The sequence below is a fragment of the Pseudomonas sp. LB3P31 genome, from assembly GCF_054897945.1.
Genome location: NZ_CM142710.1, coordinates 3,888,106 through 3,912,358 on the forward strand (window position 1 = coordinate 3,888,106; position 24,253 = coordinate 3,912,358).

At 59.6% G+C, this 24,253-nt stretch carries 20 protein-coding genes; 14 read left to right on the top strand and 6 right to left on the bottom strand.

Annotated elements, in window-relative coordinates; all coding sequences use genetic code 11:
• Positions 1–47: 47 nt before the first annotated feature.
• Complete coding sequence (locus ACYZTK_RS17595; RefSeq protein ID WP_462014925.1) at positions 48–491, top strand: response regulator; 444 nt, start codon at positions 48–50, stop codon at positions 489–491.
• A 389-nt stretch (positions 492–880) separates the two neighbouring features.
• Positions 881–1,780 (top strand): EamA family transporter, encoded by a 900-nt coding sequence (locus tag ACYZTK_RS17600; RefSeq protein WP_462011046.1) that lies wholly within the window; start codon positions 881–883, stop codon positions 1,778–1,780.
• 74 nt (positions 1,781–1,854) lie between these two features.
• On the opposite strand, the gene ACYZTK_RS17605 is transcribed toward ACYZTK_RS17600, so the two are convergent.
• Positions 1,855–4,032 (bottom strand): malate synthase G, encoded by a 2,178-nt coding sequence (locus ACYZTK_RS17605; protein ID WP_462011047.1) that lies wholly within the window; start codon positions 4,030–4,032, stop codon positions 1,855–1,857.
• A gap of 533 nt (positions 4,033–4,565) precedes the next feature.
• On the opposite strand from ACYZTK_RS17605, the gene ACYZTK_RS17610 reads away from it, so the two are divergent.
• Positions 4,566–5,084: a glycine cleavage system transcriptional repressor gene (locus ACYZTK_RS17610; protein ID WP_462011048.1), complete on the top strand. Its 519-nt coding sequence runs from the start codon at positions 4,566–4,568 to the stop codon at positions 5,082–5,084.
• A gap of 215 nt (positions 5,085–5,299) precedes the next feature.
• Here the strand turns inward: ACYZTK_RS17610 and rarD are convergent, their stop codons facing one another.
• The 5 genes from rarD to ACYZTK_RS17635 all read right to left on the bottom strand — a co-directional run bounded on the left by rarD (position 5,300) and on the right by ACYZTK_RS17635 (position 11,174).
• A complete protein-coding gene (rarD, locus tag ACYZTK_RS17615; protein ID WP_462011049.1) occupies positions 5,300–6,187 on the bottom strand; it encodes an EamA family transporter RarD in 888 nt (295 codons plus the stop codon).
• A 189-nt stretch (positions 6,188–6,376) separates the two neighbouring features.
• Complete coding sequence (locus ACYZTK_RS17620; RefSeq protein ID WP_462011050.1) at positions 6,377–7,351, bottom strand: serine/threonine protein kinase; 975 nt, start codon at positions 7,349–7,351, stop codon at positions 6,377–6,379.
• Positions 7,352–7,536: 185 nt separating this feature from the next.
• The gene (locus ACYZTK_RS17625) at positions 7,537–9,438 is read right to left on the bottom strand and encodes a PhoX family protein (RefSeq protein WP_462011052.1); all 1,902 of its coding nucleotides are present in this window, start codon (positions 9,436–9,438) and stop codon (positions 7,537–7,539) included.
• A 58-nt stretch (positions 9,439–9,496) separates the two neighbouring features.
• Entirely contained in the window at positions 9,497–10,261 is a 765-nt protein-coding gene (locus ACYZTK_RS17630; RefSeq protein ID WP_462011053.1) for a TOBE domain-containing protein, read from the bottom strand.
• 163 nt (positions 10,262–10,424) lie between these two features.
• A complete protein-coding gene (locus ACYZTK_RS17635) occupies positions 10,425–11,174 on the bottom strand; it encodes a ComF family protein (RefSeq protein WP_462011054.1) in 750 nt (249 codons plus the stop codon).
• A 90-nt stretch (positions 11,175–11,264) separates the two neighbouring features.
• Here ACYZTK_RS17635 and bioB point away from each other — a divergent pair, with 90 nt between their 5' ends.
• The 11 genes from bioB to ACYZTK_RS17690 all read left to right on the top strand — a co-directional run bounded on the left by bioB (position 11,265) and on the right by ACYZTK_RS17690 (position 24,197).
• On the top strand, positions 11,265–12,320 hold the full coding sequence (gene bioB / locus ACYZTK_RS17640) for a biotin synthase BioB (protein ID WP_462011055.1): 1,056 nt from the start codon (positions 11,265–11,267) through the stop codon (positions 12,318–12,320).
• 162 nt (positions 12,321–12,482) lie between these two features.
• The gene (gene bioF, locus ACYZTK_RS17645; RefSeq protein WP_462011056.1) at positions 12,483–13,661 is read left to right on the top strand and encodes an 8-amino-7-oxononanoate synthase; all 1,179 of its coding nucleotides are present in this window, start codon (positions 12,483–12,485) and stop codon (positions 13,659–13,661) included.
• Positions 13,654–14,385: an alpha/beta fold hydrolase gene (locus ACYZTK_RS17650; protein ID WP_462011057.1), complete on the top strand. Its 732-nt coding sequence runs from the start codon at positions 13,654–13,656 to the stop codon at positions 14,383–14,385. Before bioF ends, ACYZTK_RS17650 begins: the two co-directional genes overlap by 8 nt.
• Positions 14,378–15,190 carry a malonyl-ACP O-methyltransferase BioC gene (gene bioC / locus ACYZTK_RS17655; RefSeq protein WP_462011058.1) on the top strand — a complete coding sequence of 271 codons (813 nt, stop codon included), beginning with the start codon at positions 14,378–14,380 and terminating at the stop codon, positions 15,188–15,190. Before ACYZTK_RS17650 ends, bioC begins: the two co-directional genes overlap by 8 nt.
• Positions 15,187–15,867, top strand: a complete 681-nt coding sequence (gene bioD / locus ACYZTK_RS17660; protein WP_462011059.1) for a dethiobiotin synthase — start codon at positions 15,187–15,189, stop codon at positions 15,865–15,867. Before bioC ends, bioD begins: the two co-directional genes overlap by 4 nt.
• A 107-nt stretch (positions 15,868–15,974) precedes the next feature.
• The gene (locus ACYZTK_RS17665; protein WP_462011060.1) at positions 15,975–16,271 is read left to right on the top strand and encodes a pyrroloquinoline quinone biosynthesis protein PqqE; all 297 of its coding nucleotides are present in this window, start codon (positions 15,975–15,977) and stop codon (positions 16,269–16,271) included.
• A gap of 280 nt (positions 16,272–16,551) precedes the next feature.
• Positions 16,552–18,357: a phenylacyl-CoA dehydrogenase gene (locus tag ACYZTK_RS17670; RefSeq protein ID WP_462011061.1), complete on the top strand. Its 1,806-nt coding sequence runs from the start codon at positions 16,552–16,554 to the stop codon at positions 18,355–18,357.
• Between the two features lie 220 nt (positions 18,358–18,577).
• The gene (locus tag ACYZTK_RS17675) at positions 18,578–19,867 is read left to right on the top strand and encodes a GGDEF domain-containing protein (protein WP_462011062.1); all 1,290 of its coding nucleotides are present in this window, start codon (positions 18,578–18,580) and stop codon (positions 19,865–19,867) included.
• Positions 19,868–19,957: 90 nt separating this feature from the next.
• Complete coding sequence (locus tag ACYZTK_RS17680) at positions 19,958–21,754, top strand: acyl-CoA dehydrogenase C-terminal domain-containing protein (protein WP_462011063.1); 1,797 nt, start codon at positions 19,958–19,960, stop codon at positions 21,752–21,754.
• A gap of 181 nt (positions 21,755–21,935) precedes the next feature.
• Positions 21,936–23,714 (top strand): acyl-CoA dehydrogenase C-terminal domain-containing protein, encoded by a 1,779-nt coding sequence (locus tag ACYZTK_RS17685; RefSeq protein WP_462011064.1) that lies wholly within the window; start codon positions 21,936–21,938, stop codon positions 23,712–23,714.
• A 324-nt stretch (positions 23,715–24,038) separates the two neighbouring features.
• Positions 24,039–24,197, top strand: a complete 159-nt coding sequence (locus ACYZTK_RS17690) for a YqaE/Pmp3 family membrane protein (RefSeq protein WP_003228885.1) — start codon at positions 24,039–24,041, stop codon at positions 24,195–24,197.
• The last annotated feature ends 56 nt before the right edge of the window (positions 24,198–24,253 follow it).

Genomic DNA, 24,253 nt, shown 5'->3' on the forward strand with positions numbered 1-24,253 from the left:
ATGTCTCACGAGTGGGCCAGGAACGATTTGAAACCTTTGAGAAAGCCATGTCCGACCACGATATCCTGAGTGACGCCGAGCGCGAGGCGCTGAGTGCGGTCATGCTCGAACCCGATCTGCCACCTCAACGGGTGCTGATCGTCGATGATGACAAAGACGCACGTGAATTATTGTCGGAAATTCTGGCACTGGATGGTATTCGCTGCATGACCGCAGCCAGTGGCGAAACCGCTCTAAAGATGCTTAGCGAGAAACCCTCGATTGGCTTGGTGATTACCGATCTGCGGATGGGCAGTGTCGACGGCCTGGACCTTATCCGCCAGGTACGCGAGTCTGTTCGGGCGGCAATGCCGTTCATTATTGTTTCCGGAGATGCGGACGTGAAGGATGCGATTGCCGCAATGCATCTCAGTGTGGTGGATTTCTTGCTCAAGCCTATTGATACCGAGCGCTTGTTAGCGCTGGTAAAGCATGAGCTGGGTATTGAATAGTGACACTTTGTCGTGTGACTCTCCCGCTTGCGGGTTGTTATATATTGTGTCTGAAATGCGCTGATCGCAATAAAACTGTTTAATGATGTTAGTAATAACCCTTCACAAATAACTGGTACATTACTTATTCAGCTTCAGTTATCTTTTTCGACCTGCAGAGTTGGGCCTTCAAGTGATCGCCCATTTATAAATTGAAGTCCGCCACAAAATATTGAAATCTGAGTTCGATACTTGGCGTTCGTGCGTTCGTGCGTTCGTCGGTCAGCAGCAGAGCTGCAGCTCACATCAGTTTAATAATTTCCCTGCCATTAATAGCGATACCCTCCGAACGGTCGATATATATGGATGAGTGGGCTCGAAAATAACAATAAGGGTGCTACGTGATAAAAATGGATGTTCGCGATCTCGTCCTGATTTTTGCGGTGACGATCATGTGGGGCAGTAACTTTTCGGTCATTGATATCGGTCTCGACGGTATGGACCCTTTCATGCTGACAGCCCTACGATTCACCTTCTGCGCCTTGCCGTTGGTATTTTTTGTCAAGAAACCAGAAAATGTCAGTTCCCCCATTCTTGCTGTTTACGGATTGTTATTCGGTGTTGGGATGTGTTGGTTAATGAATTACGGCATGTTTCTCGGGGTAAGTGCCGGCGTGACCTCTCTCCTTTTGCAATTCAGTGCGTTCTTTACGGTTATCTGGGGTGTGGTGTTATTTGGAGAAAAAATGACGCCGATTCACGTGACGGGTATCCTCATGGCATTGGTTGGGCTCCTGTTCATCGTGCATGTTACCGAGGGCAATGCTGAAAACATGGGTCTGTTGCTGGTCCTGCTGGCAGCCTTGTGTTGGAGTCTGTGCAATGTGCTGGTCAAGAAATGCAAAGTGGGCAATATCTTTTCCTTTGTTGTCTGGTCGAGTCTCTATGCGACGCCTCCGTTGTATCTGATGACCTACTGGGTCAAGGGCACTGTTCCCTTCGAGGCGCTGTTTACCGACCTCAAAACCCCGGTGCTGCTATCGATCCTGTTCCAGGCTTATGTGGCGACGATATTCGGTTACTGGGCGTGGAACCGCTTGATCAGAAAGTATCCGGCCAGTCAGGTGGCACCGTTGTCGGTGATCGTTCCGATATCAGGCATCATCACGTCGTGGTATGTGCTGGACGAGCCTATTGGTGGCGAGAAGCTATTCGCCTTGGGCCTGACGATCCTGGGCCTCGCGTTGTTCATGAATGCGTCGAGAATAACCAGTTACGTCAGGGCGAATGCCATGCGTCACATGAAGTAATCCTGTTTCGGGGAGGCTGAAACAACAATCCCCCGGTCTTTTAACTCCGAGGGATTGAGGTTCAGCACCTAGCTCTACAGCGCGTTTTTCGCCTTGAACTCACGGCGGCGGCGATGCAGCACCGGCTCGGTATACCCGTTCGGTTGCTTGGTGCCCTCGACCACCAGTTCGACTGCCGCCTGGAAGGCGATGTTGCTGTCGAAGTCCGGTGCCAGTGGGCGGTACAGCGAATCGTTGGCGTTCTGACGGTCAACCACCGGCGCCATGCGCTTGAGGCTTTCCATCACTTGTTCTTCGGTGACAATGCCATGGCGCAACCAGTTGGCGATGTGCTGACTGGAGATTCGCAGCGTTGCACGGTCTTCCATCAGGCCGACGTCATTGATGTCCGGCACCTTCGAGCAACCCACGCCCTGATCGATCCAGCGCACCACGTAGCCGAGAATGCCCTGGGCGTTGTTGTCCAGTTCGTTCTTGATCTGCTCCGGGGTCCAGCTCGGGTTGACGGCCAGCGGGATGGTCAGGATGTCGTCCACCGAAGCGCGCGCACGTTTGGCCAGTTCGGCCTGACGCGCGAACACGTCGACCTTGTGGTAGTGCAGCGCGTGCAGCGCAGCTGCGGTTGGCGATGGAACCCAGGCGGTGTTGGCACCGGCCAGCGGGTGAGCGACTTTCTGTTCGAGCATCGCCGCCATCAGGTCAGGCATTGCCCACATGCCTTTACCGATTTGTGCACGACCTTGCAGGCCGGTGCTCAAGCCGATATCGACGTTCCAGTTCTCGTAGGCGCCGATCCATTTCTCAGCCTTCATGTCGGCCTTGCGCACCATCGGGCCGGCTTCCATGGAGGTGTGGATTTCATCGCCGGTGCGGTCGAGGAAGCCGGTGTTGATAAACACCACGCGCTCGGCAGCCGCCTGGATGCAGGCCTTGAGGTTAACCGTGGTGCGGCGCTCCTCGTCCATGATCCCGACTTTCAGAGTGTTGCGCGGCAGGTCGAGGACGTCTTCGATGCGCCCGAACAGCTCGTTGGTGAACGCGGCTTCTTCCGGGCCGTGCATCTTCGGCTTCACGATATAGACCGAGCCGGTACGGCTGTTCTTGCGCGAGTTATTGCCGTTGAGGCTATGCGTGGCGGCCAGGCAGGTCACCAGACCGTCGAGAATGCCTTCTGGTACCTCGTTGCCGTCCTTGTCGAGGATGGCATCAATGGTCATCAGGTGACCAACGTTGCGCACGAACAACAGCGAGCGACCGTGCAGGCTCAGTTCCTTGCCGTCGACGCCGGTGTAGGTGCGGTCGGCGTTCATGGTGCGGGTGAAGGTCTTGCCGCCCTTGGACACTTCTTCCGACAGGTCGCCCTTCATCAAGCCGAGCCAGTTGCGGTAGATCACCACTTTGTCATCGGCATCGACAGCAGCGACGGAGTCTTCGCAGTCCATGATGGTGGTCAGCGCGGCCTCCATCAGGATGTCTTTGATGCCGGCAGCGTCGGTCTGGCCGACCGGGGTGCTGGCGTCGACCTGGATTTCGAAATGCAGGCCGTTGTGTTTCAGCAGGATTGCAGTCGGTGCCGAGGCATCGCCTTGGAAGCCGATCAACTGGGCGTCGTCGCGCAGGCCGGAGTTGCTGCCGCCCTTGAGAGCGACCACCAGCTTGCCGTCAACGATCTTGTAGGCAGTGGAATCGACGTGGGAGCCGGCAGCCAGGGGGGCCGCTTCGTCGAGGAAAGCGCGGGCGAAGGCAATGACCTTATCGCCGCGAACCTTGTTGTAGCCTTTGCCTTTTTCCGCACCGTCAGCTTCGCTGATGGCGTCGGTACCGTAGAGCGCGTCATACAGCGAACCCCAGCGGGCGTTCGAGGCATTGAGCGCGAAGCGGGCATTCATTACCGGCACTACCAGCTGCGGGCCGGCCATGCGGGCGATTTCGTCATCGACGTTTTGTGTAGTCGCCTGGAAATCGGCCGCTTCTGGCAGCAGATAACCGATGTCTTGCAGGAAGGCTTTGTAGGCCACGGCGTCATGGGGTTGACCGGCACGGGACTGGTGCCAGCCATCGATACGAGCCTGGAAATCATCGCGTTTGGCGAGTAGGGCTTGGTTCTTCGGCGCCAGGTCATGAATGACCTTGTCGGCACCGGCCCAGAACTGGTCGGCGGTGAGGCCGGTACCGGGAATGGCTTCGTTGTTAACGAAGTCGAACAGGACTTTGGCGACCTGCAGGCCACCGACTTGAACGTGTTCAGTCATTGCTTGCCTCACTCTGCTCAGCTATTTCGCTTTTCAGCTCTTCAATTATGACAATGAAGCCTCTGGCCATTTAAACCACAAACCCGTCTACCAGTACATGCCATTGCGGGCGGCTGGGGTGGTCCAATCAACGGCTTAAGGCCTTGCTGACGGGGCTTTCAGGGTTGCGATTGCGCCTTGGCAGACATCGATCCAACGTTATGTAGTGCGCGCTGCGGCATACTACATGATGAATTGCGGTTGTGAAAATTAGACTAATTACGTCGTTCTGCGACCCCATGACGCATTGCGGTCGCGTCGGGGAACGGGATGTTCTCAAAAAAGTGATGGATTGTTCCAGTTAAATATAAAAAGTTGTACACGATTTGTTGCGGGCAACTTTTTCGGCGGTGATGCAATCGCGAGCAGGCTCACTCCTACAGGGGCTCGCGCGATCAGTGTAGGAGTGAGCCTGCTCGCGATGGCGTCGGCAGGTCAACGCAGCAACATCCCTTGCCTATACTTCCTGTTCCATAACAAAAGAGGACTGCGCCATGGACCACCTCGTACTCACGGTTTTCGCGCCGGACAAGCCTGGGCAGGTCGAGCGCATCGCCCAGTGCATTGCCGAGCATGGTGGTAACTGGCTGGAAAGCCGAATGTCGCGGATGGCCGGGCAGTTCGCCGGGATTCTTCGCGTGGGGGTGCCGGCCGAAGCCTACGACGAGCTGGTCGGTGCCCTGCAGGCGTTGTCCGCCCACGGCATTCGCGTGCTGATCGCCGAAAGTGGCATTGAGCAGTCCTGCACCTGGAAGCCCATCGCCATGGAGCTGGTAGGCAATGATCGTCCGGGTATTGTACGAGACATCACGCGGTTGCTCAGCGAGCAGGGGGTGAATCTCGAACGACTGGTCACCGAAGTGCGTCCTGCACCCATGAGCAGCGAGCCGCTGTTCCACGCCGAGGCGATTCTCGCGGTGCCGCTGACCCTGTCACTGGATGTTTTGCAGTCGCGCCTGGAAACCCTGGCGGATGATTTGATGGTGGAGCTGGTACTGCGCAGCGAGCCTTGAAAAGGTTATCCAAGTTAAACGTGCACCTGCCTGTGGATAACCTGTAGAGACCAGCCGCCAGCCCAGGCGGGCTGGGCTTCTTCAGAAGGTGATCAAAAAACCAGCAGTTTCAATAACTTGCGCACAATCGCCGGGGATCACGCTGTGGATAACCTTGGGGTAGTTGCTTGCAGGCCAATAGGGCCGTGGCCTGCAGAAGTTTGTATGTTTTTTGATCAGCTGCGCCGACGCATGCTGATTACCGCATCGACACTGTAAACCGCCAGTCCCGCCCAGATAAACATGAACGCTACCAGGGTGCTGGATGACAGGTGCTCATCAAATAACAGCACGGCCTGCAGCAACACCAGGGTCGGGGCCAGGTACTGCAGGAAGCCTAGCGTTGTGTAGGGCAAGTGTCGTGCGGCTGCGTTGAAACATACCAACGGCACCAGCGTCACCGGCCCGGCAGCCACCAGCCACCAAGCTTCGGAGGTAGTCCAGAATTCGGCTTGAGCACTGCTGGCCCCGGGGTTGAACAGCAACCAGGCAACTGCAATCGGCACCAGCATCCAGGTTTCGACCACCAGACCGGGCAGGGCCTTGACCGGTGCCTGCTTGCGGATCAAGCCGTAGAAGCCGAAGGTCAATGCCAGCACCAGCGACACCCACGGCAAGCTGCCAACTTGCCATACCTGCTGGGCCACGCCGACTGCCGCCAGGCCCACCGCCAGCCATTGCATGCGCCGCAAGCGCTCGCCAAGGATCAGCATGCCCAACAGCACGTTTATCAGCGGGTTGATGTAGTAGCCCAGGCTGGCTTCGAGCATGCGTCCGTTGTTGACTGACCAGACGTAGGTCAGCCAGTTGGCTGCGATGAGGGTGCCGCTCAGGGCGAGAATTGCCAGCCGTTTGGGGTTGTCACGCAGTTCGCGCCACCAGCCCGGATGTTTCCAGACCATCAGCAACATGGCGCCGAACAGTGCCGACCAGAGAACCCGGTGGATGATGATCTCCACGGCGGGTACGCTGGCGATGGCTTTGAAGTAGAGCGGGAAAAGTCCCCAGATGATGTAGGCACTCAGGCCCAGGATGTACCCGCGACGCGGGTTGGCGACTTGCATGCAGAATCCTTGCTTAGGCAGCTAACAAAGAGGGGGATTGTAAGGAGATTTGTCGGAATATGCCGATCCCTTGTGGGAGCAAGGCTTGCCCGCGATCGGTGCGCCGCGGTTTCTCAGGGAAACTCCACGAACGCAATCGCGGGCAAGCCTTGCTCCCACAGGCCCAATCCCACAGAAAAATAGAATGAATCAAAAAAGCTTCAAAGGCTCTTCGTTAAGCGCCGACAATTGCTCACGCAGCGCCAACACCTGATCGCCCCAATATCGTTCCGTGCCGAACCACGGGAAGCTATGGGGGAACGCCGGGTCATCCCAGCGCCGGGCCAGCCAGGCGCTGTAGTGCATCAGGCGCAGCGCCCGCAGCGGTTCGATCAGCGCCAGTTCTCGTGGGTCGAAGTCGTGAAACTCGTTGTAGCCATCCATCAGCTCGGACAATTGGCCGAGGCATTCCTGGCGATCGCCCGCGAGCATCATCCAGATGTCCTGCACCGCAGGGCCCATGCGGCAGTCATCGAGGTCGACGATGTGGAACATTTCGTCGCGGCACATCATGTTGCCCGGGTGGCAATCGCCGTGCATGCGGATGTTCTGGTGCGGTGTGGCCTTGTAGACCTCTTCGACGCGCTTGAGCAGGTCGCGGGCGACTGACTCGTAGGCGGGCAGCAGGCTTTTGGGAATGAAATTGCCTTCGAGCAAGGTGGTCAGCGAGGCATGCCCAAAGTTCTGCACGCCCAGGGCTTCTCGATGTTCGAAGGGCTTGGTCGCGCCGACCGCGTGCAGGCGCCCGAGCAACTGGCCCAGGCGATACAGCTGATCGAGGTTGCCCGGCTCCGGCGCGCGGCCACCACGGCGGGGGAACAGGGTGAAACGAAAACCATTGTGCTCGTGCAGGCTGGCACCGTTGTGGACCATCGGTGCAACTACAGGGACGTCGCACTCGGCGAGTTCGAAGGTGAACTGGTGCTCTTCGAGGATCGCTTCGTTGGTCCAGCGCTGCGGACGGTAAAACTTGGCGATCAAGGGTTCGCTGTCTTCGATACCGACCTGATAGACGCGGTTCTCGTAGCTGTTGAGGGCGAGGATGCGGGCGTCGCTGAGAAAGCCGATGCTTTCGACGGCATCGAGCACGAGATCTGGGGTGAGCGTTGCAAACGGGTGGGCCATGCTGACTCCTGCGCGCAGCAGGCTGCCGCGTCCGGCCAAGCATGGTAGCGCAGACGGGGCTGGTTTAGGGGGTGGGTTGAGCTGTGTGTTGTTTGGGCGGGCGCCTTCGCGAGCAAGCCCGCTCCCACATTGAGTGTTCACTGAAGATCCAATGTGGGAGCGGGCTTGCTCGCGAAGGCGATTTATCAGGCGCCGACGATTCCGCCATCTTCCCGGCTGATTGCCATCACCGAAGACCGTGGCTTGCCGTTCGGCAGATGCTCGGGAAAGGTCGAACCGCCGTTCTCTCCCGGATGCTGGATCCCGACAAACAGAGTCTTATGGTCCGGCGAGAAACTGATGCCCGTCACCTCACAACCAACCGGCCCAACCATGAAACGGCGGATTTCGCCCGTTACCGGGTCGGCGCAGAGCATCTGGTTGTTGCCCATGCCCGCGAAGTCACCGGCATTGCTCGAATCGCCGTCGGTGAGAATCCACAACCTGCCAGCGTCGTCGAAGCCCAAGCCGTCCGGGCTATTGAACATGTTCTGCGGCGTAATGTTCGATGAGCCACCCTTCGGCGTACCCGCGTGCAGCCCAGGATTGCCTGCAACGACGAACAGGTCCCAGGCAAAACTTTTCGAGCCGTGATCGTCCCGGTCGGTGCGCCAGCGCAGGATCTGCCCGTAGACATTCTTCTCCCGAGGGTTCGGCCCGCCCACCGGCTGGCCGTCTTCGCCACGCTTGGCGTTGTTGGTCAGGGTGCAATAGACCTGGCCGTCCTTGGGGCTGACGACGATCCACTCCGGACGGTCCATGCGGGTGGCATGCACTACGCTGGCGGCCAGACGAGCGTGGATCAGCACCTCGGCCTGGTCGGCGAAGCCGCTACTGGCGTCGATGCCGTTCTTTCCATGGGTCAACTCGATCCATTCGCCATGGCCCTTGGGATGATCGGGGTTGCTGTCGCCGGCGTCGAAACGTGCGACATACAAGGTGCCGTGGTCGAGCAGGTCGCGGTTGGCCTTGGCATTCTTGTGATTGATCTTGTCGCGGCTGACGAACTTGTAGATGAATTCGCCACGCTCGTCATCGCCCATGTACACCACGGCGTGGCCATCGGCAGTTTCTGCCAGAGCGGCGTTTTCATGCTTGAAGCGGCCCAACGCGGTGCGCTTCTGGGGAGTCGATTGCGGATCGAACGGGTCGATCTCCACCACCCAGCCATGCCGGTTGAGTTCGTTGGGGTTCTTGGCCATGTCGAAACGCGCATCGTGCGGGTGCCAGTTGATCTCCTTGCTGGTGGCTACCACGCCGTAGCGTTTCTGCGCGGCATCGAACTTCTGCTCGGCGTCACTGCTGCCGAAGCAGTCGGTGAAGTTTTCTTCGCAGGTGAGGTAGGTGCCCCATGGCGTCTTGCCATTGGCACAGTTCTGGAACGTACCGAGGACATGTTTGCCCTGCGGGTCGGCGCTGGTTTTCACCAGGGCGTGGCCGGCCGCCGGACCGCTCAGGTTGATGGGTGCATTGCCATGGATGCGGCGGTTGTAGCGCGAGCCCTGGACGAACTGCCATTGGCCGTCCTTGCGCTGCACTTCGATCACTGACACGCCCTCACAGGCCAGAGCCTTGTGCACGTCGGCCGCCGATTGCGGCATGCCGCCGTGGGGGTAGAGGTAGCGATAGTTGGTGTATTCGTTGTTGATAGCCATCAGCGCGCGATCTTTCTCGCCTGGAAACTCGAACAGACTCATGCCGTCGTTGTTGTCGCCGAATTGCAGTTCCTGATGTTCGGCGCTGCCATTGCCGCTCGGGTCGAAAGCCGGACCGTCCTTGTGCAGCGGCTGCCCCCAGCTGATCAGCACCGAGGACTTGTAACCCGGTGGCAGGCTGATGGCGTCGTTGGTGGCGGCGGCAATACTGTCGAAACCCAGCAGCGTGCTGTTCCCGGCGCTGACGCTGGCAGCCAGCACGCTGCGGCTCAGCAGGCTGCCGCCCATGAACATGGCCGCGCCGCAGAGGGCGCCGGCGCTGATGAAGCCACGACGGCTGAGACCGACCATTTTTTCGAGGTCGGTGGACTGGTTTTCTTTTAATAGGCTCACATCAGGCTCCCTGCAGGATTTTGCAGCCACCTTAAAGCGCATTAATGACGCTTATGTTTCAGAGAGGTGTACCCAGCAAAACGTTAGATGGGGCGAACTGCACCTGGACCGGTTTGCCGACTGCCAGGCACAAAGTTCGCAAATGGAGCGGCTCGGCCAGTGCGCAGAGGGTCTGGCCGTTGGGCAGGCTGATGCGCACTTCACTTGGGCCATCCTCGGCGTCGAGGATTTCTTCGACTTTGCCCTGCAGGCAATTGGCGCCGGGAGTTGCCGGCTGATCCACGCCCAGCAACTCGAGCCACCCGGCCTTGATCAAGGCGACCACTTCGGTGCCAATTTGCAGCTCCAGGCGCAAGGTACTGTCGTGGGTGATCTGCGTATCGATCACCAGGCCTGCGGCCAGTTCCAGGCGGATGCGATCATTGCGGCCCTGGGATTCGATGGCGACGACTTTGCCGTGCAGTTGGTTGCGCGCGCTGGTCCTGAGCATCAGGCGCCCGAGCAGGTTGAGGTCGCTGGCTTCCTCGGCAGTCTCCAGCACCTGGGCCTGCAGGATTTGCAACTTCTGATACAAGCGCAGCACACGCTCACCTTCGCTGGACAGCCTGGCGCCACCGCCGCCTTTGCCGCCTACGCTGCGCTCCACCAGGGGTTTCTGCGCAAGGTTGTTCAGCTCGTCGATGGCGTCCCAGGCAGCCTTGTAACTCAGGCCTGCGCTTTTTGCGGCGCGGGTGATGGAGCCCTGTTCGGCGATGTGTTGCAGCAAGGCGATGCGCTGCGGGCGACGGACGATGTGCTGGGACAACAAGGTGGGCAGAGACATGGCATCGGCTTAGGGTTGTGGCGATGGGATGGACGTTGGCGGCTCGGCGCCTGGTAGTCAAGTTAGGTGATCCTTGATCACTGTAGGAGCTGCCGCAGGCTGCGATCTTTTGATCTTCATTGTCTTTGAAACAAGATCAAAAGATCGCAGCCTGCGGCAGCTCCTACGGGGTTTTGTGCGCTGTGCCGGGTTTGGGGGTGCGCGCCAGGCAGTAGACGTCGACTCGTGCTGCGCCAGCATTCAGCAGCAGACGAGCCAGGGCGTGCGCCGTGGCGCCGGTGGTCAGCACATCGTCCACCAGTGCAAGGTGCAGGCCTTTGACGGTCGCGTCCGGTGCCAGGGCGAAGGCATTGCGGAGGTTTTTTTTCCGCGCATCAGCCTTCAGGTCCTGCTGTGCACTGGTGTCCTGAACCCGCAGGACCAGCTTTTCATCGCACCTTATCTCAAGAATTGCACTAAGCCACTTGGCCAGCATCACTGCCTGGTTGAAGCCCCGTTGGCGCAAGCGACGGGTGGCCATGGGCACCGGAACCAGCACAGCGGGCCGTGGCATGTGCTCGTCGTAGCGATGCTGCAGGAATTGTGCGAGAAGTTCGCCGAGCAGGCGCCCATATGGCCACTTCGCGCTGTGTTTGAAGCGAGTGATCAAGGTGTCGACCGGAAAGTCGTAAAGCCAGGGCACTGCAACTTGTTCGAAGGCCGGTGGTTGCTTCAGGCATTGCCCACAGGTCATGCCGGGTGAGGGCAGGGGCAGGGCGCAGGTCTGGCATTGCTCGCCCAGCCACGGCAGCTCGGTTTCGCACGCCATGCAGATCGGCACTGCCTCGTCGACCTCTTCCTGACATAGCAAACAAGGCTGTTTGTTTTTTAACCAGATGTAAACCGGACCATCGTAACGTGGTTGACAGCGCATCGCTCTTCCTTAAATATGCCAAACATCCGTGTCGCGCCTGTGGTTATTCCATGCCCCAGCGCCTGCCAAGCATAAAACAAGGAAATGCCCATGAGCGCCAGCACCACTGCAAACCTGCGTCATGACTGGTCTTTGGCCGAAGTCAAAGCACTCTTCGTGCAGCCATTCAATGACCTGCTGTTCCAGGCGCAGACGGTGCACCGCGCGCATTTCGACGCCAATCGGGTGCAAGTTTCGACCCTGCTGTCGATCAAGACGGGCGCCTGCCCGGAAGATTGCAAATATTGTCCGCAGTCCGGTCACTACAACACCGGGCTGGAAAAAGAGAAGCTGATGGAAGTGCAGAAGGTCCTCGAAGAGGCTGCTCGCGCCAAGGCGATCGGATCGACCCGATTCTGCATGGGCGCGGCCTGGAAGCATCCTTCGGCCAAGGACATGCCGTACGTGCTGCAGATGGTCAAGGGCGTGAAAGCCATGGGCCTGGAAACCTGCATGACCCTCGGCCGGCTCGATCAGGACCAGACCGAGGCGCTGGCCCAGGCTGGCCTGGACTACTACAACCACAACCTCGACACCTCGCCGGAGTTCTACGGCAGCATCATCACTACCCGTACCTACGGCGAGCGCCTGCAGACCCTGGCCTACGTGCGTGATTCGGGGATGAAGATCTGTTCCGGCGGCATCCTCGGCATGGGCGAGTCACTCGATGACCGTGCCAACCTGCTGATCCAGCTGGCCAACCTGCCGGAGCATCCTGAGTCGGTGCCGATCAACATGCTGGTGAAGGTTGCCGGCACGCCGCTGGAAAATGCCGAGGACATCGACCCGTTCGATTTCATCCGCATGCTGGCCGTCGCGCGCATCATGATGCCGCAATCCCACGTGCGCCTGTCCGCTGGCCGTGAGGCGATGAACGAGCAGATGCAGGCCCTGGCGTTCTTCGCCGGTGCAAACTCGATTTTCTACGGTGACAAGTTGCTGACCACCGCCAACCCGCAGGCTGACAAGGACATGCAACTGTTCTCGCGCCTGGGGATCTTGCCGGAAGCCCGTGAAGAGCACGCGGATGAAGTGCACCAGGCGGCGATCGAGCAGGCGTTGGTGGAGCAGAAGAGCAGCGAGCAGTTCTACAACGCGGCTGTTTGATTCCCCTGATTGAAATGCCAAACCCTGTAGGAGTGAGCCTGCTCGCGATTGCGTCAGAACATTAAACGTCAATGTTGAATGTTCCGGCCTCATCGCGAGCAGGCTCACTCCTACAGGGGGTGTGTTCACAATGAAATTTGTGATTAGAACTCCGAGGCCTGCATGTCTTTTGATCTCTGCGCACGTCTTGCTGCCCGTCGTGCCGAAAACCTCTACCGCCAGCGCCCCCTGCTCGAAAGCCCCCAGGGCCCGGAAGTGGTGGTCGACGGCCAGCCGCTGCTCGCGTTTTGCAACAACGATTACCTGGGCCTGGCCAATCACCCGCAGGTGATCGAAGCCTGGCGTGCTGGCGCCTTGAAGTGGGGCGTAGGCGGTGGCGCTTCGCATCTGGTGATCGGTCACAGCAGTCCGCACCATGCGCTGGAAGAAGCCTTGGCCGACCTGACCGGTCGTCCCCGCGCCTTACTGTTCACCACCGGCTACATGGCCAACCTCGGTGCTGTGACCGCGTTGGTCGGGCAGGGCGATACGGTGCTGGAAGACCGGCTCAATCACGCGTCATTGCTGGACGCCGGCCTGCTGTCCGGCGCGCGCTTCAATCGCTACCTGCATAACGACGCCGCAAGCCTGACCAAGCGCCTGGAAAAGGCCACCGGCAACACCTTGGTGGTGACCGACGGGGTGTTCAGCATGGACGGCGATATCGCAGATCTGCCAGCGCTGGCGCGGGAAACCAAGGCCAAAGGCGCGTGGCTGATGGTCGATGATGCCCACGGGTTTGGCCCGCTGGGCGCCAATGGCGGCGGCATCGTCGAGCATTTCGGTCTGAGCCAGGACGATGTGCCGGTGTTGGTCGGCACCCTGGGCAAGGCCTTTGGCACGGCGGGAGCGTTCGTTGCCGGCAGCGAAGAGCTGATCGAAAGCCTGATCCAGTTCGCGCGCCCCTACATCTACACCACCAGTCAGCCTCCAGCGCTGGCCTGTGCCACCCTGAAAAGCCTGGAACTGCTGCGCAGTGAACACTGGCGGCGTGAGCACCTGAAAACCCTGATCAGTCAGTTTCGCCACGGTGCCGAGCAGATCGGTCTGCGGTTGATGGACAGCTTCACACCGATCCAGCCGATTATGATTGGCGACGCCGGTCGCGCGGTGCAGCTGTCGCAGATGCTGCGCGAGCGCGGGCTGATGGTGACTGCTATCCGTCCACCCACCGTGCCCGCCGGAAGCGCCAGGCTGCGGGTGACCCTGACCGCTGCGCACAGCGAGGCGCAGGTGCAGCTATTGTTAAACACGCTGGCAGATTGTTTTCAACAACTGGGACCGGAGCCAAACCATGCGTAATCGACTGATTCTGCTGCCGGGCTGGGGTCTTGGGATTTCACCGCTGGAGCCATTGGCTGCCGCTTTGCAGGGCCTGGATGAGCACCTGCGGGTCGAAATCGAACCGCTGCCGGAGCTGGAATCAGCCGATCTCGAAGAATGGCTGGATGAGCTCGACTCCACTGTGGCCCAGGACGCCTGGCTGGGCGGCTGGTCATTGGGCGGCATGCTGGCCGCGGAATTGGCGGCGCGGCGCGGTGATCGCTGCTGCGGGCTGATCACCTTGGCGAGTAATCCTTCGTTTGTCGCCCATGAACAATGGCCCAGCGCGATGCCCGGTGAAACATTCGATGCATTCCTGGCCGGCTGTCGCGATGATCCGCGAACGACGCTGAAGCGTTTTTCGCTGCTGTGCGCCCAAGGCGCCGAAGACCCCCGCGGTCTGTCGCGACTATTGCTGGGTGGCGCGCCGCACAGCTCGCCAGGAGTATTGATGAGCGGTCTGGAACTGCTCGCCCAACTGGACACCCGCCAGGCATTGCAGGCATTTCGCGGCCCGCAATTACACCTGTTCGCCGGCCTGGATGGGCTGGTGCCTGCGGAAGCGGCAGGCGATTTGCTGGCGTTGTTGCCGGATGTGGAAATCGGTCTGATTGAACAGGCCGGTCACGCGTTTCTTCTGGAAGACCCTCATGGAGTGGCAGGGGCGATCCAGGCTTTCTTGCATGAGTGCAGTGATGACTGATCTTTCCCTCCCGAACCTGTTCGGCGGTTTGCCGGACAAGCGCCAGGTGGCGGCCTCTTTTTCCCGGGCGGCAGGTACCTACGACAGCGTGGCCGAGTTGCAGCGCGATGTCGGCAGCCAGCTATTGAGCCGCTTGCCTGCAGGTTTTTCACCCGAGCGCTGGCTGGACCTGGGTTGCGGCACCGGTTATTTCAGTCGTGCGCTGGGAGAGCGCTACAGCGCCGGTCAGGGTGTGGCGCTGGATATCGCCGAAGGCATGCTGACTCATGCCCGGCCACTGGGTGGCGCGATACATTTCATTGCCGGTGACGCAGAGTGCCTGCCGCTGCAGGATTCGACCTGTGACCTGATCTTCTCCAGCCTGGCGGTGCAGTGGTGCGCGGACTTTGAAGCGGTGCTCAGTGAAGCCCATCGGGTACTGAAACCGGGAGGCATTTTCGCGTTTGCTAGTCTGTGTGTGGGCACGCTGTTCGAGTTGCGGGACAGTTGGCGCCGGGTGGATGGCATGGTGCACGTCAATCGCTTCCGCGAGCTGGGTATATATGAGCATTTGTGCGCAGTCAGCGGCCTGCGCGTGGCGAGCCTGCAAACCCGTGCGCACGTGCTGCACTACTCGGATGTGCGCAGCCTGACCCATGAACTCAAGGCGTTAGGTGCACACAATCTAAACCCAGGCCGACCGGGTGGTTTAACCGGTCGGGCGCGAATCCTCGGCTTGATCGAGGCCTATGAGCAGTTTCGTCAGGCCGAAGGTCTGCCGGCGACTTATCAAGTGGTCTACGCAGTGCTGGAGAAACCCTTATGAGCGCAGCCTATTTCATCACCGGTACGGACACCGATGTGGGCAAGACCACCGTAGCCGCCGGCTTGCTGCATGCCGCGCGGTCGGCGGGCTTGAGTACGGCAGCCGGCAAACCGGTCGCTTCCGGCTGCGACGTGACGCCCAAGGGCTTGCGCAACGCCGATGCGCTGGCGCTGTTGGCGGAGTGTTCGTTGCCGTTGACCTATGTGCAGGTCAATCCGGTCGCTTTCGAACCAGCCATCGCCCCGCACCTGGCGGCCCGGGAAGCAGGCGTGGCACTGACGGTGCAATCGCTGCTGACGCCGATGCGGCAGATTCTGGACATGCAGGCCGACTTCACCCTGATCGAGGGGGCCGGCGGCTGGCGCGTGCCATTGGCCGACCAGGACAATCTGTCCGACCTTGCAAAGGCGCTGAACCTACCCGTGATCCTGGTGGTGGGCGTACGTCTGGGCTGCATCAATCACGCGCTGTTGACGGCAGAAGCGATTGCCCGGGATGGTCTGCAACTGGCGGGCTGGGTCGCCAATATCATCGACTCGAAGACTTCGCGTCTGGAGGAAAACCTCGCGACGCTGGCCGAACGAATCCCGGCGCCGTGCCTCGGACGAGTACCAAAACTCAAGCTGGTGACCGCAGAGGCCGTCGCCGAGCATCTGCAACTGGATCTGCTTGACTAGTTTTTGCCTATGACAAGGCACTGTGCCATTAGTGTTTTTGTCGGGTCTTTTGCCCGTGGGTCTGCTTCAATGGCAATTGTTGATCCTTCACAAGGACGAGTCTTCCCATGGAAATCTCAGGTAACAGCGCTTTTTATGCCGGGCTAAGCACCATTCAGACCGGGCAGAACCGAGTCGACCAGGCCGCCGGCCAGATCGCCAACAACACCCTCGAACGTTCGGCGATCAGCCAGTCCTCGGATATTCAGGCCGGTCGTTTGCGTGCGGTCGATAGCAGCCAAGTCTCGGACGTGGCCAGCAACCTGATCGAGATGTCCCAAGGCAAGCATCAAGCCGAACTGGGCATGAAGGTCGCCAAGGCATCCGATGAAATGCTCGGCACGTTGATCGACACCTACGCCTGAACTCATTGTTTATTTACGCCCTCCTGACGCCGCGCCTGTTCGCGGCGTTTTCGTGTCTAAGTCCTTCTCGCTCAACTAATCTTTCCTCTAGCTCGGGTTAATCCGTCAGCCGCCGCATACAGCTGCGTGTTGCAGAGCCGTACTGCCACGATGACGAACGGCAAAAGATCGGCGCTTGACAAGATTTGGTCGTAAACGTATGTTTCAAACAACTGTTTGACCGCCACAACAAATCCACGCGGTCGTTCATCCCCGGTTACATCAGCAGAGGTTTATCGCTATGCCTGACTACAAGGCCCCCTTGCGTGATATTCGCTTCGTTCGTGACGAGCTGCTCGGCTACGAAGCGCACTATTCGAGCCTTCCGGCTTGCGCAGACGCAACTCCGGACATGGTTGACGCCATTCTCGAAGAAGGCGCCAAGTTTTGTGAGCAGGTGCTGGCTCCGCTGAACCGCGTGGGTGACACCGAAGGCTGCACCTGGAGCGAATCCGGCGTTAAGACCCCGACTGGGTTCAAGGAAGCCTACAAGCAGTTCGTCGAAGGCGGCTGGCCAAGCCTGGCTCATGACGTCGAGCATGGCGGCCAAGGCCTGCCGGAGTCCCTGGGTCTGGCAGTCAGCGAGATGGTCGGCGAAGCCAACTGGTCGTGGGGCATGTACCCAGGCCTGTCCCATGGCGCGATGAACACTATTTCCGAGCACGGCACGCCTGAGCAGCAAGAGGCTTACCTGACCAAGCTGGTGTCCGGCGAATGGACTGGCACCATGTGCCTGACGGAACCGCATTGCGGTACCGACCTGGGCATGCTGCGCACCAAGGCCGAACCTCAGGCCGACGGTTCCTACAAAATCTCCGGCACCAAGATCTTCATCTCGGCCGGTGAACACGACATGGCCGACAACATCGTCCACATCGTGCTGGCACGTCTGCCGGACGCACCTGCTGGCACCAAAGGCATTTCGCTGTTCATCGTGCCGAAGTTCATGCCGAACGAAGATGGCACCGTCGGCGCGCGCAACGCCGTGACCTGCGGTTCCCTGGAACACAAGATGGGCATCCACGGCAACGCTACCTGCGTGATGAACTTCGACGCGGCCACCGGTTACCTGATCGGCCCGGCGAACAAAGGCCTGAACTGCATGTTCACCTTTATGAATACCGCACGTCTGGGCACCGCACTGCAAGGTCTGGCCCACGCCGAGATCGGCTTCCAGGGCGGCCTGAAATATGCGCGTGATCGCCTGCAAATGCGTTCGCTGACTGGCCCGAAAGCGCCGGAAAAAGCTGCTGACCCGATCATCGTGCACCCTGATGTACGTCGCATGCTGCTGACCATGAAGGCCTTCGCTGAAGGTAACCGCGCAATGGTTTACTTCACCGCCAAGCAGGTCGACATCGTCAAGTACGGCGTGGACGAAGAAGAGAAGAAAAAAGCCGACGCGCTGCTGGCGTTCATGACGCCAATCGCCAAAGCCTTCATGACTGAAGTCGGTTTCGAATCCGCTAACCACGGCGTGCAAATTTACGGCGGCCACGGCTTCATCGCCGAGTGGGGCATGGAGCAGAACGTTCGCGACAGCCGCATTTCGATGCTGTACGAAGGCACCACCGGTATCCAGGCACTCGACCTGCTGGGCCGTAAAGTCCTGATGACCCAAGGCGAGGCTCTGAAAGGCTTCACCAAGATCGTGCACAAGTTCTGCCAGACCAACGAAGGCAACGAAGCTGTTCAAGAGTTCGTCACCCCGTTGGCTGCACTGAACAAAGAGTGGGGCGAGCTGACCATGAAAGTCGGCATGGCCGCCATGAAGGACCGCGAAGAAGTGGGCGCGGCCTCGGTGGACTACCTGATGTACTCCGGTTACGCCTGCCTGGCCTATTTCTGGGCTGACATGGCGCGCCTGGCTGCCGAAAAACTGGCTGCCGGCACCTCCGAAGAGGCGTTCTACACCGCCAAGCTGCAGACTGCGCGCTTCTACTTCCAGCGCATCCTGCCGCGTACCCGCACTCACGTGGTGACCATGCTGTCGGGCGCGAACAACTTGATGGACATGAAAGAAGAGAACTTCGCACTGGGCTACTAAGCCTTAGCGAAGTTGCTGGAAAAAACCGCTGCGCCTTTGGGTGTGGCGGTTTTTTTTCGTCTGTGATTCGCGGCAAACAAATATTTCATGTTTCCCATAAAGAAATGTAGAGGCGGGGCCGTTACAGGGGGTGGCCATATGACATGTCGGCCGAATCTGTGTTTGACTTTCATCGATGAAGTCACAGTGACATCATCTCTAAACTGGCCGGAACCCTCCCTTGCCGCGTGCTTCCGCAATACGTTTCAGTCATTTCCTGCCCTCATTGCTGCTGTTGCTGGCGGGGCTTGCGGCTGCGTATGTCAAGGACCTCAACGTCTTTTTCACCTCGCTGTTCAACGTGCTGCCAACCCTGGTGCTGCTGCTCGGTGGTGCCTACTGCGCGGTCTACCGGCGCCAGCGCGAATTGTTCCTGATGTTGACGGTGTACATCGCCTACTACCTGCTCGACACGCAGACCGATTACTACCGCGACAACGGCAAGGTGCGCGATGACGCGGCGGTGGTTTTTCACTTGTGCTGCCTGTTGCTGCCGTTGCTGTTCGGCGTGTTTGCCGCCTGGCAGGAGCGCACTCATCTCTTCCAGGACATGGTGGCGCGCTTTGCGGTATTGCTGGCGGTCGGCAGTGTCGCATTGGGACTGGAGCAAAGTTATCCCCAGGCGTTGCTGATGTGGCTGGCGCAAATCCGCTGGCCGGCGCTGCATGGCGAGTGGATGAGCCTGATCCAGCTGGCGTACCCGGTGTTCATCGCGGCCTTCGGGCTGCTGGCCTGGCAGTACTGGCGTCATCCCAGGCCCTTGCACGCCGCGCAACTGGTGGGCTTGCTCGGGTTGTTCTGGATGTTGCCGAAGACCTTCATCCTGCCCTTCACCCTCAACATCATGTGCAGCCAGGTGATGTTGATGATCGCCGCAGCGGTGGCGCATGAAGCCTATCAAATGGCTTTTCGCGACGAGCTCACCGGGCTGCCTGGTCGTCGCGCCCTGAACGAACGTATGCAGCGCCTGGGGCGCAATTACGTGCTGGCGATGAGCGACGTCGATCACTTCAAGAAATTCAACGACACCTATGGCCACGATGTCGGCGATCAGGTGCTGCGGCTGGTCGCCAGCAAGCTGTCGAAAGTCGGTGGGGGTGGCCGGGCGTATCGGTATGGCGGAGAAGAGTTTGCCCTGGTGTTCGCCGGGAAAACCCTCGAGGAGTGCTTGCCGCACCTGGAAGCCATCCGCGAGTCCATCGCCACCTACAACATTCACCTGCGCAACCCGGACAGCCGCCCTCAGGACGATCAGCAAGGGCGCCAGCGTCGCGCCGGTTCAGCCGCATCAAGCGTGTCGGTGACTGTCAGCATCGGTGTCGCCGAACGGCTGGAGCAGCGCACCCCGGAACGTGTGCTCAAGTCGGCTGACGAAGCGCTCTACAGTGCCAAGGGTGCCGGGCGCAACTGCGTGGTGGCCTTCGGGCAGAACCGTCGCGGCGCGGTGCGCATGGACACCGCTACGAATTGAGTGATGATGGCGCATTCAGCGTCTGCACTGTGATTGTCTGGGCGGTTCGTCGGCGGTAGGTTTGAGTCATCTGCTGCCGGAGAAATGACCATGCCCGAGTACAAAGCTCCCCTGCGCGACATGCGCTTTTTGATCGATCACGTGTTCGACTTTCACAGCAACTACGCGGCGCTCGGTGCTACTGACGCCAGCCCGGACATGGTCAATGCGATCCTCGAAGAAGGCGCGAAATTCTGCGAGAACGTGCTCGCGCCGCTCAATCGCAGCGGTGACGAAGAAGGCTGCCATTTTGACAATGGCGTGGTGACGACACCTGCCGGCTTCAAGCAAGCCTTCGCGCAATATGTCGAGGGCGGCTGGCATGGTCTGGCGGCTGATCCAGCGTATGGCGGCCAGGGCTTGCCCAGTTCATTGGGGCTGGTCATCAGCGAGATGGTCGGCTCCAGCAACACATCTTGGGGCATGTACCCTGGGCTGACCCACGGTGCGATGTCGGCGATCCACGCCCATGGCACCGAACAACAGAAACACACCTACCTGAGCAAACTGACCGCCGGCCAGTGGACGGGCACCATGTGCCTGACCGAAGCTCATTGCGGCACGGACCTGGGCATCATCAAGACCCGCGCCGTGCCTGCCGCGGATGGCAGCTATGCGATCTCCGGCAGCAAGATCTTCATCTCGGCCGGCGAGCACGACCTCAGCGACAACATCATTCACCTGGTGTTGGCGAAACTGCCGGATGCGCCGGCCGGTACCAAAGGCATCTCGCTGTTCATCGTGCCCAAGTTCCTGCCCGATACTAACGGCGACGCGGGCGCGCGCAACGGCGTTTCCTGCGGCTCGATCGAGCACAAGATGGGCATCAAGGCCTCGGCCACTTGCGTGCTGAATTTCGATGGCGCCACAGGCTACCTGATCGGGGAGCCGAACAAGGGCCTGAACTGCATGTTCACCATGATGAACCATGCGCGTCTCGGCACCGGGATGCAGGGTCTGTGTCTGGGGGAGGCGAGCTTCCAGGGTGCGATCAAGTACGCCAATGACCGCCTGCAGATGCGCTCGCTGACCGGCCCCAAGGCACCGGACAAACCGGCCGATCCGATCATCGTGCATCCGGATGTGCGGCGCATGCTGCTGACCATGAAAGCCTTCAACGAAGGCAACCGCGCACTCACCTACTTCACCGCGCAGCTGCTGGACGCCGCGCACTTGAGCGCAGATTCAACGGTGCGGCAGGAAGCCGAGGACTTGCTGGCGTTCCTGACGCCTATCTGCAAGGCGTTCATGACCGATACCGGCCTGGAAGTGACCAACCTCGGCATGCAGGTGTACGGCGGTCACGGGTTTATTCGGGAATGGGGCATGGAGCAGCTGGTGCGTGACTGCCGGATAGCGCCGATCTACGAAGGCACCAATGGCATCCAGGCGCTGGACCTGCTGGGGCGCAAAGTGCTTGGCAGCCAGGGCAAGCTGCTGCGGGGCTTTACCAAAGTCGTGCACAAGTTCTGTGCCGCCAACGCCGCACATCCGCAGCTGTCCAGCTACGTGGCGCAACTTAACGAGTTGAATCGGCAGTGGGGTGAGGTGACCACTCAGGTCGGCATGGCTGCGATGAAAAACCCCGACGAAGTCGGCGCCGCTTCGGTGGACTACCTGATGTACAGCGGTTACATCATCCTTGGTTATCTATGGCTGCGCATGGCCCTGGTGGCCCAGGCCCAGCTTGACGAGGGCAGCGGCGACGCGGATTACTGCCGGGGCAAGCTGGCGACCAGTGAGTTTTACTTCAAGCGGTTGCTGCCGCGAACGGGGGCGCATCGGGCGGCTATCGAAGCGGGTAGTGATTGTCTGATGAGGTTGCCGGCGGAGTTGTTTGCGCTGTAGATTTTAAAAGATCGCGGCCTTCGGCAGCTCCTACGGGGGTATGCGATGGCTGCTTTCGATGACTAAAAATTACAAAACGGTCATGTGCTGACCCTATGTGTCGTAAAAGTTGTTGGGTTACACTCGAATCATCCGAAAATCATTTCTGTGATTCAACTGTATAGATCCTGCGAGGTTTGCCATGGCTGACTACAAAGCGCCCCTGCGCGATATGCGCTTCGTCCTCAATGAAGTGTTCGAGGTCGCTAAACTCTGGGCCCAGCTGCCGGCGTTGGCCGACACCGTCGATGCAGAAACCGTGGAAGCCATTCTCGAAGAAGCCGGCAAGGTCACCAGCAAAAGTGTCGCGCCACTGAGCCGTGCGGCCGACGAAGAAGGCTGCCATTGGGCGGACGGTGCCGTCACCACGCCGGCAGGTTTCCCACAGGCTTATCAGACTTACGCCGAGGGTGGTTGGGTCGGTGTCGGTGGTGATCCGGCCTACGGCGGCATGGGCATGCCCAAGGCGGTCTCGGCGCAAGTCGAAGAGATGGTCAACTCGGCCAGCCTGGCGTTCGGCCTGTACCCGATGTTGACCGCGGGCGCCTGCCTGTCGATCAGCGCCCACGCCAGCGAAGCGCTGAAAGCTGCCTACCTGCCAAATATGTATGCCGGTGTCTGGGCAGGCTCCATGTGCCTGACCGAACCGCACGCCGGTACTGACCTGGGGATCATCCGCACCAAGGCCGAACCGCAGGCCGACGGTTCCTACAAAGTCAGCGGCACCAAGATTTTCATCACGGGCGGTGAACACGACCTGACCGAGAACATCATCCACCTGGTGCTGGCCAAACTGCCGGACGCACCGGCGGGACCGAAAGGTATCTCGTTGTTCCTGGTGCCCAAGTTCATGGTCAATGCCGATGGCAGCCTGGGCGCGCGTAACCCGGCCAATTGCGGTTCGATCGAACACAAGATGGGCATCCAGGCGTCCGCGACCTGCGTGATGAACTTCGACGAGGCGGTTGGCTACATCGTTGGCGAGCCCAATAAGGGCCTGGCCGCGATGTTCACGATGATGAACTACGAGCGACTGGGCGTTGGCATCCAGGGCTTGGCAACTGGTGAGCGCTCGTACCAGAACGCCGTCGAGTACGCTCGCGACCGTCTGCAGAGCCGTTCGCCGACTGGCGCGCAGAACAAGGACAAAGTAGCTGACCCGATCATCGTCCACCCGGACGTGCGTCGCATGCTGTTGACCATGAAAGCCTCGAACGAAGGCGGTCGTGCGTTCTCCACTTACGTCGCCATGCAACTCGACACTGCCAAGTTCAGCGAAGACCCAACTACGCGCAAGCGTGCGGAAGACCTGGTGGCGCTGTTGACGCCAGTGGCCAAGGCATTCCTCACCGACCTGGGTCTGGAAACGACCGTGCATGGCCAGCAGGTGTTTGGCGGCCATGGCTACATTCGTGAGTGGGGCCAGGAGCAGCTGGTGCGTGACGTGCGTATCACCCAGATCTACGAAGGCACCAACGGCATTCAGGCGCTGGACCTGGTCGGGCGCAAGATTGTTGGCACTGGCGGGGCGTTTTATAACCTGTTCGCCGACGAGATCCGTCACTTCACCGCGACTGCCAGCGCTGACCTGGCGGAATTCACCAAGCCGCTGAACGACGCGGTGACCACTCTCGATGAACTGACTGCGTGGCTGCTGGATCGGGCCAAAAACAACCCGCACGAAATCGGTGCGGCGTCGGTGGAATACCTGCAAGCCTTTGGTTACGTGGCATACGCCTACATGTGGGCACTGATGGCCAAGGCTGCATTGGGCAAAGAAAGCCAGGACGATTTCTATGCGAGCAAGCTGGGCACCGCGCGTTTCTACTTCGCCCGCCTGCTGCCGCGTATTCATTCGTTGAGCGCTTCGGTAAAGGCTGGCAGCGAGTCGTTGTTCCTGCTGGACGCGGCACAGTTTTAAGAGTGTAACGTCATGTAAGCATTTGCTTACATGACGTGCTGCCAATTTGCCCTAGGCGAAAATTGGATCCAGAGCTAATCTACTTCACATGGACGTCGCGCAGGAAGCGCAAAGCAACAACACGGACACGTAGGATTCTGCCAGGACGGCGGAGCGAAATGGATGTCAGGGAAACAGTCTGCAAAGCCCCGCTTCGGCGGGGTTTTCTTTGTCTGCAGAAAAGTGCCAGGGGGCGGGCGTGCAGTCCGTAGTGAACCCTGACGAGCGGCGCGGGTCGATTAGGTGTGTGGCTCACAGGAGCCGACTTAAATCAGGAGCTGACCCATGGATTTCATTCGAATCATCATTGCCATTCTGTTGCCGCCACTGGGCGTGTTCCTGCAGGTTGGATTCGGCGGGGCGTTCTGGTTGAACATTCTGCTGACGTTGTGCGGTTACATTCCGGGGATCGTGCATGCGGTTTATATCATCGCCAAGCGTTGAGATTGGTGGTGTAGGGTAGATTGCTATCGCGAGCAGGCTCGCTCCTACAGGGGGCG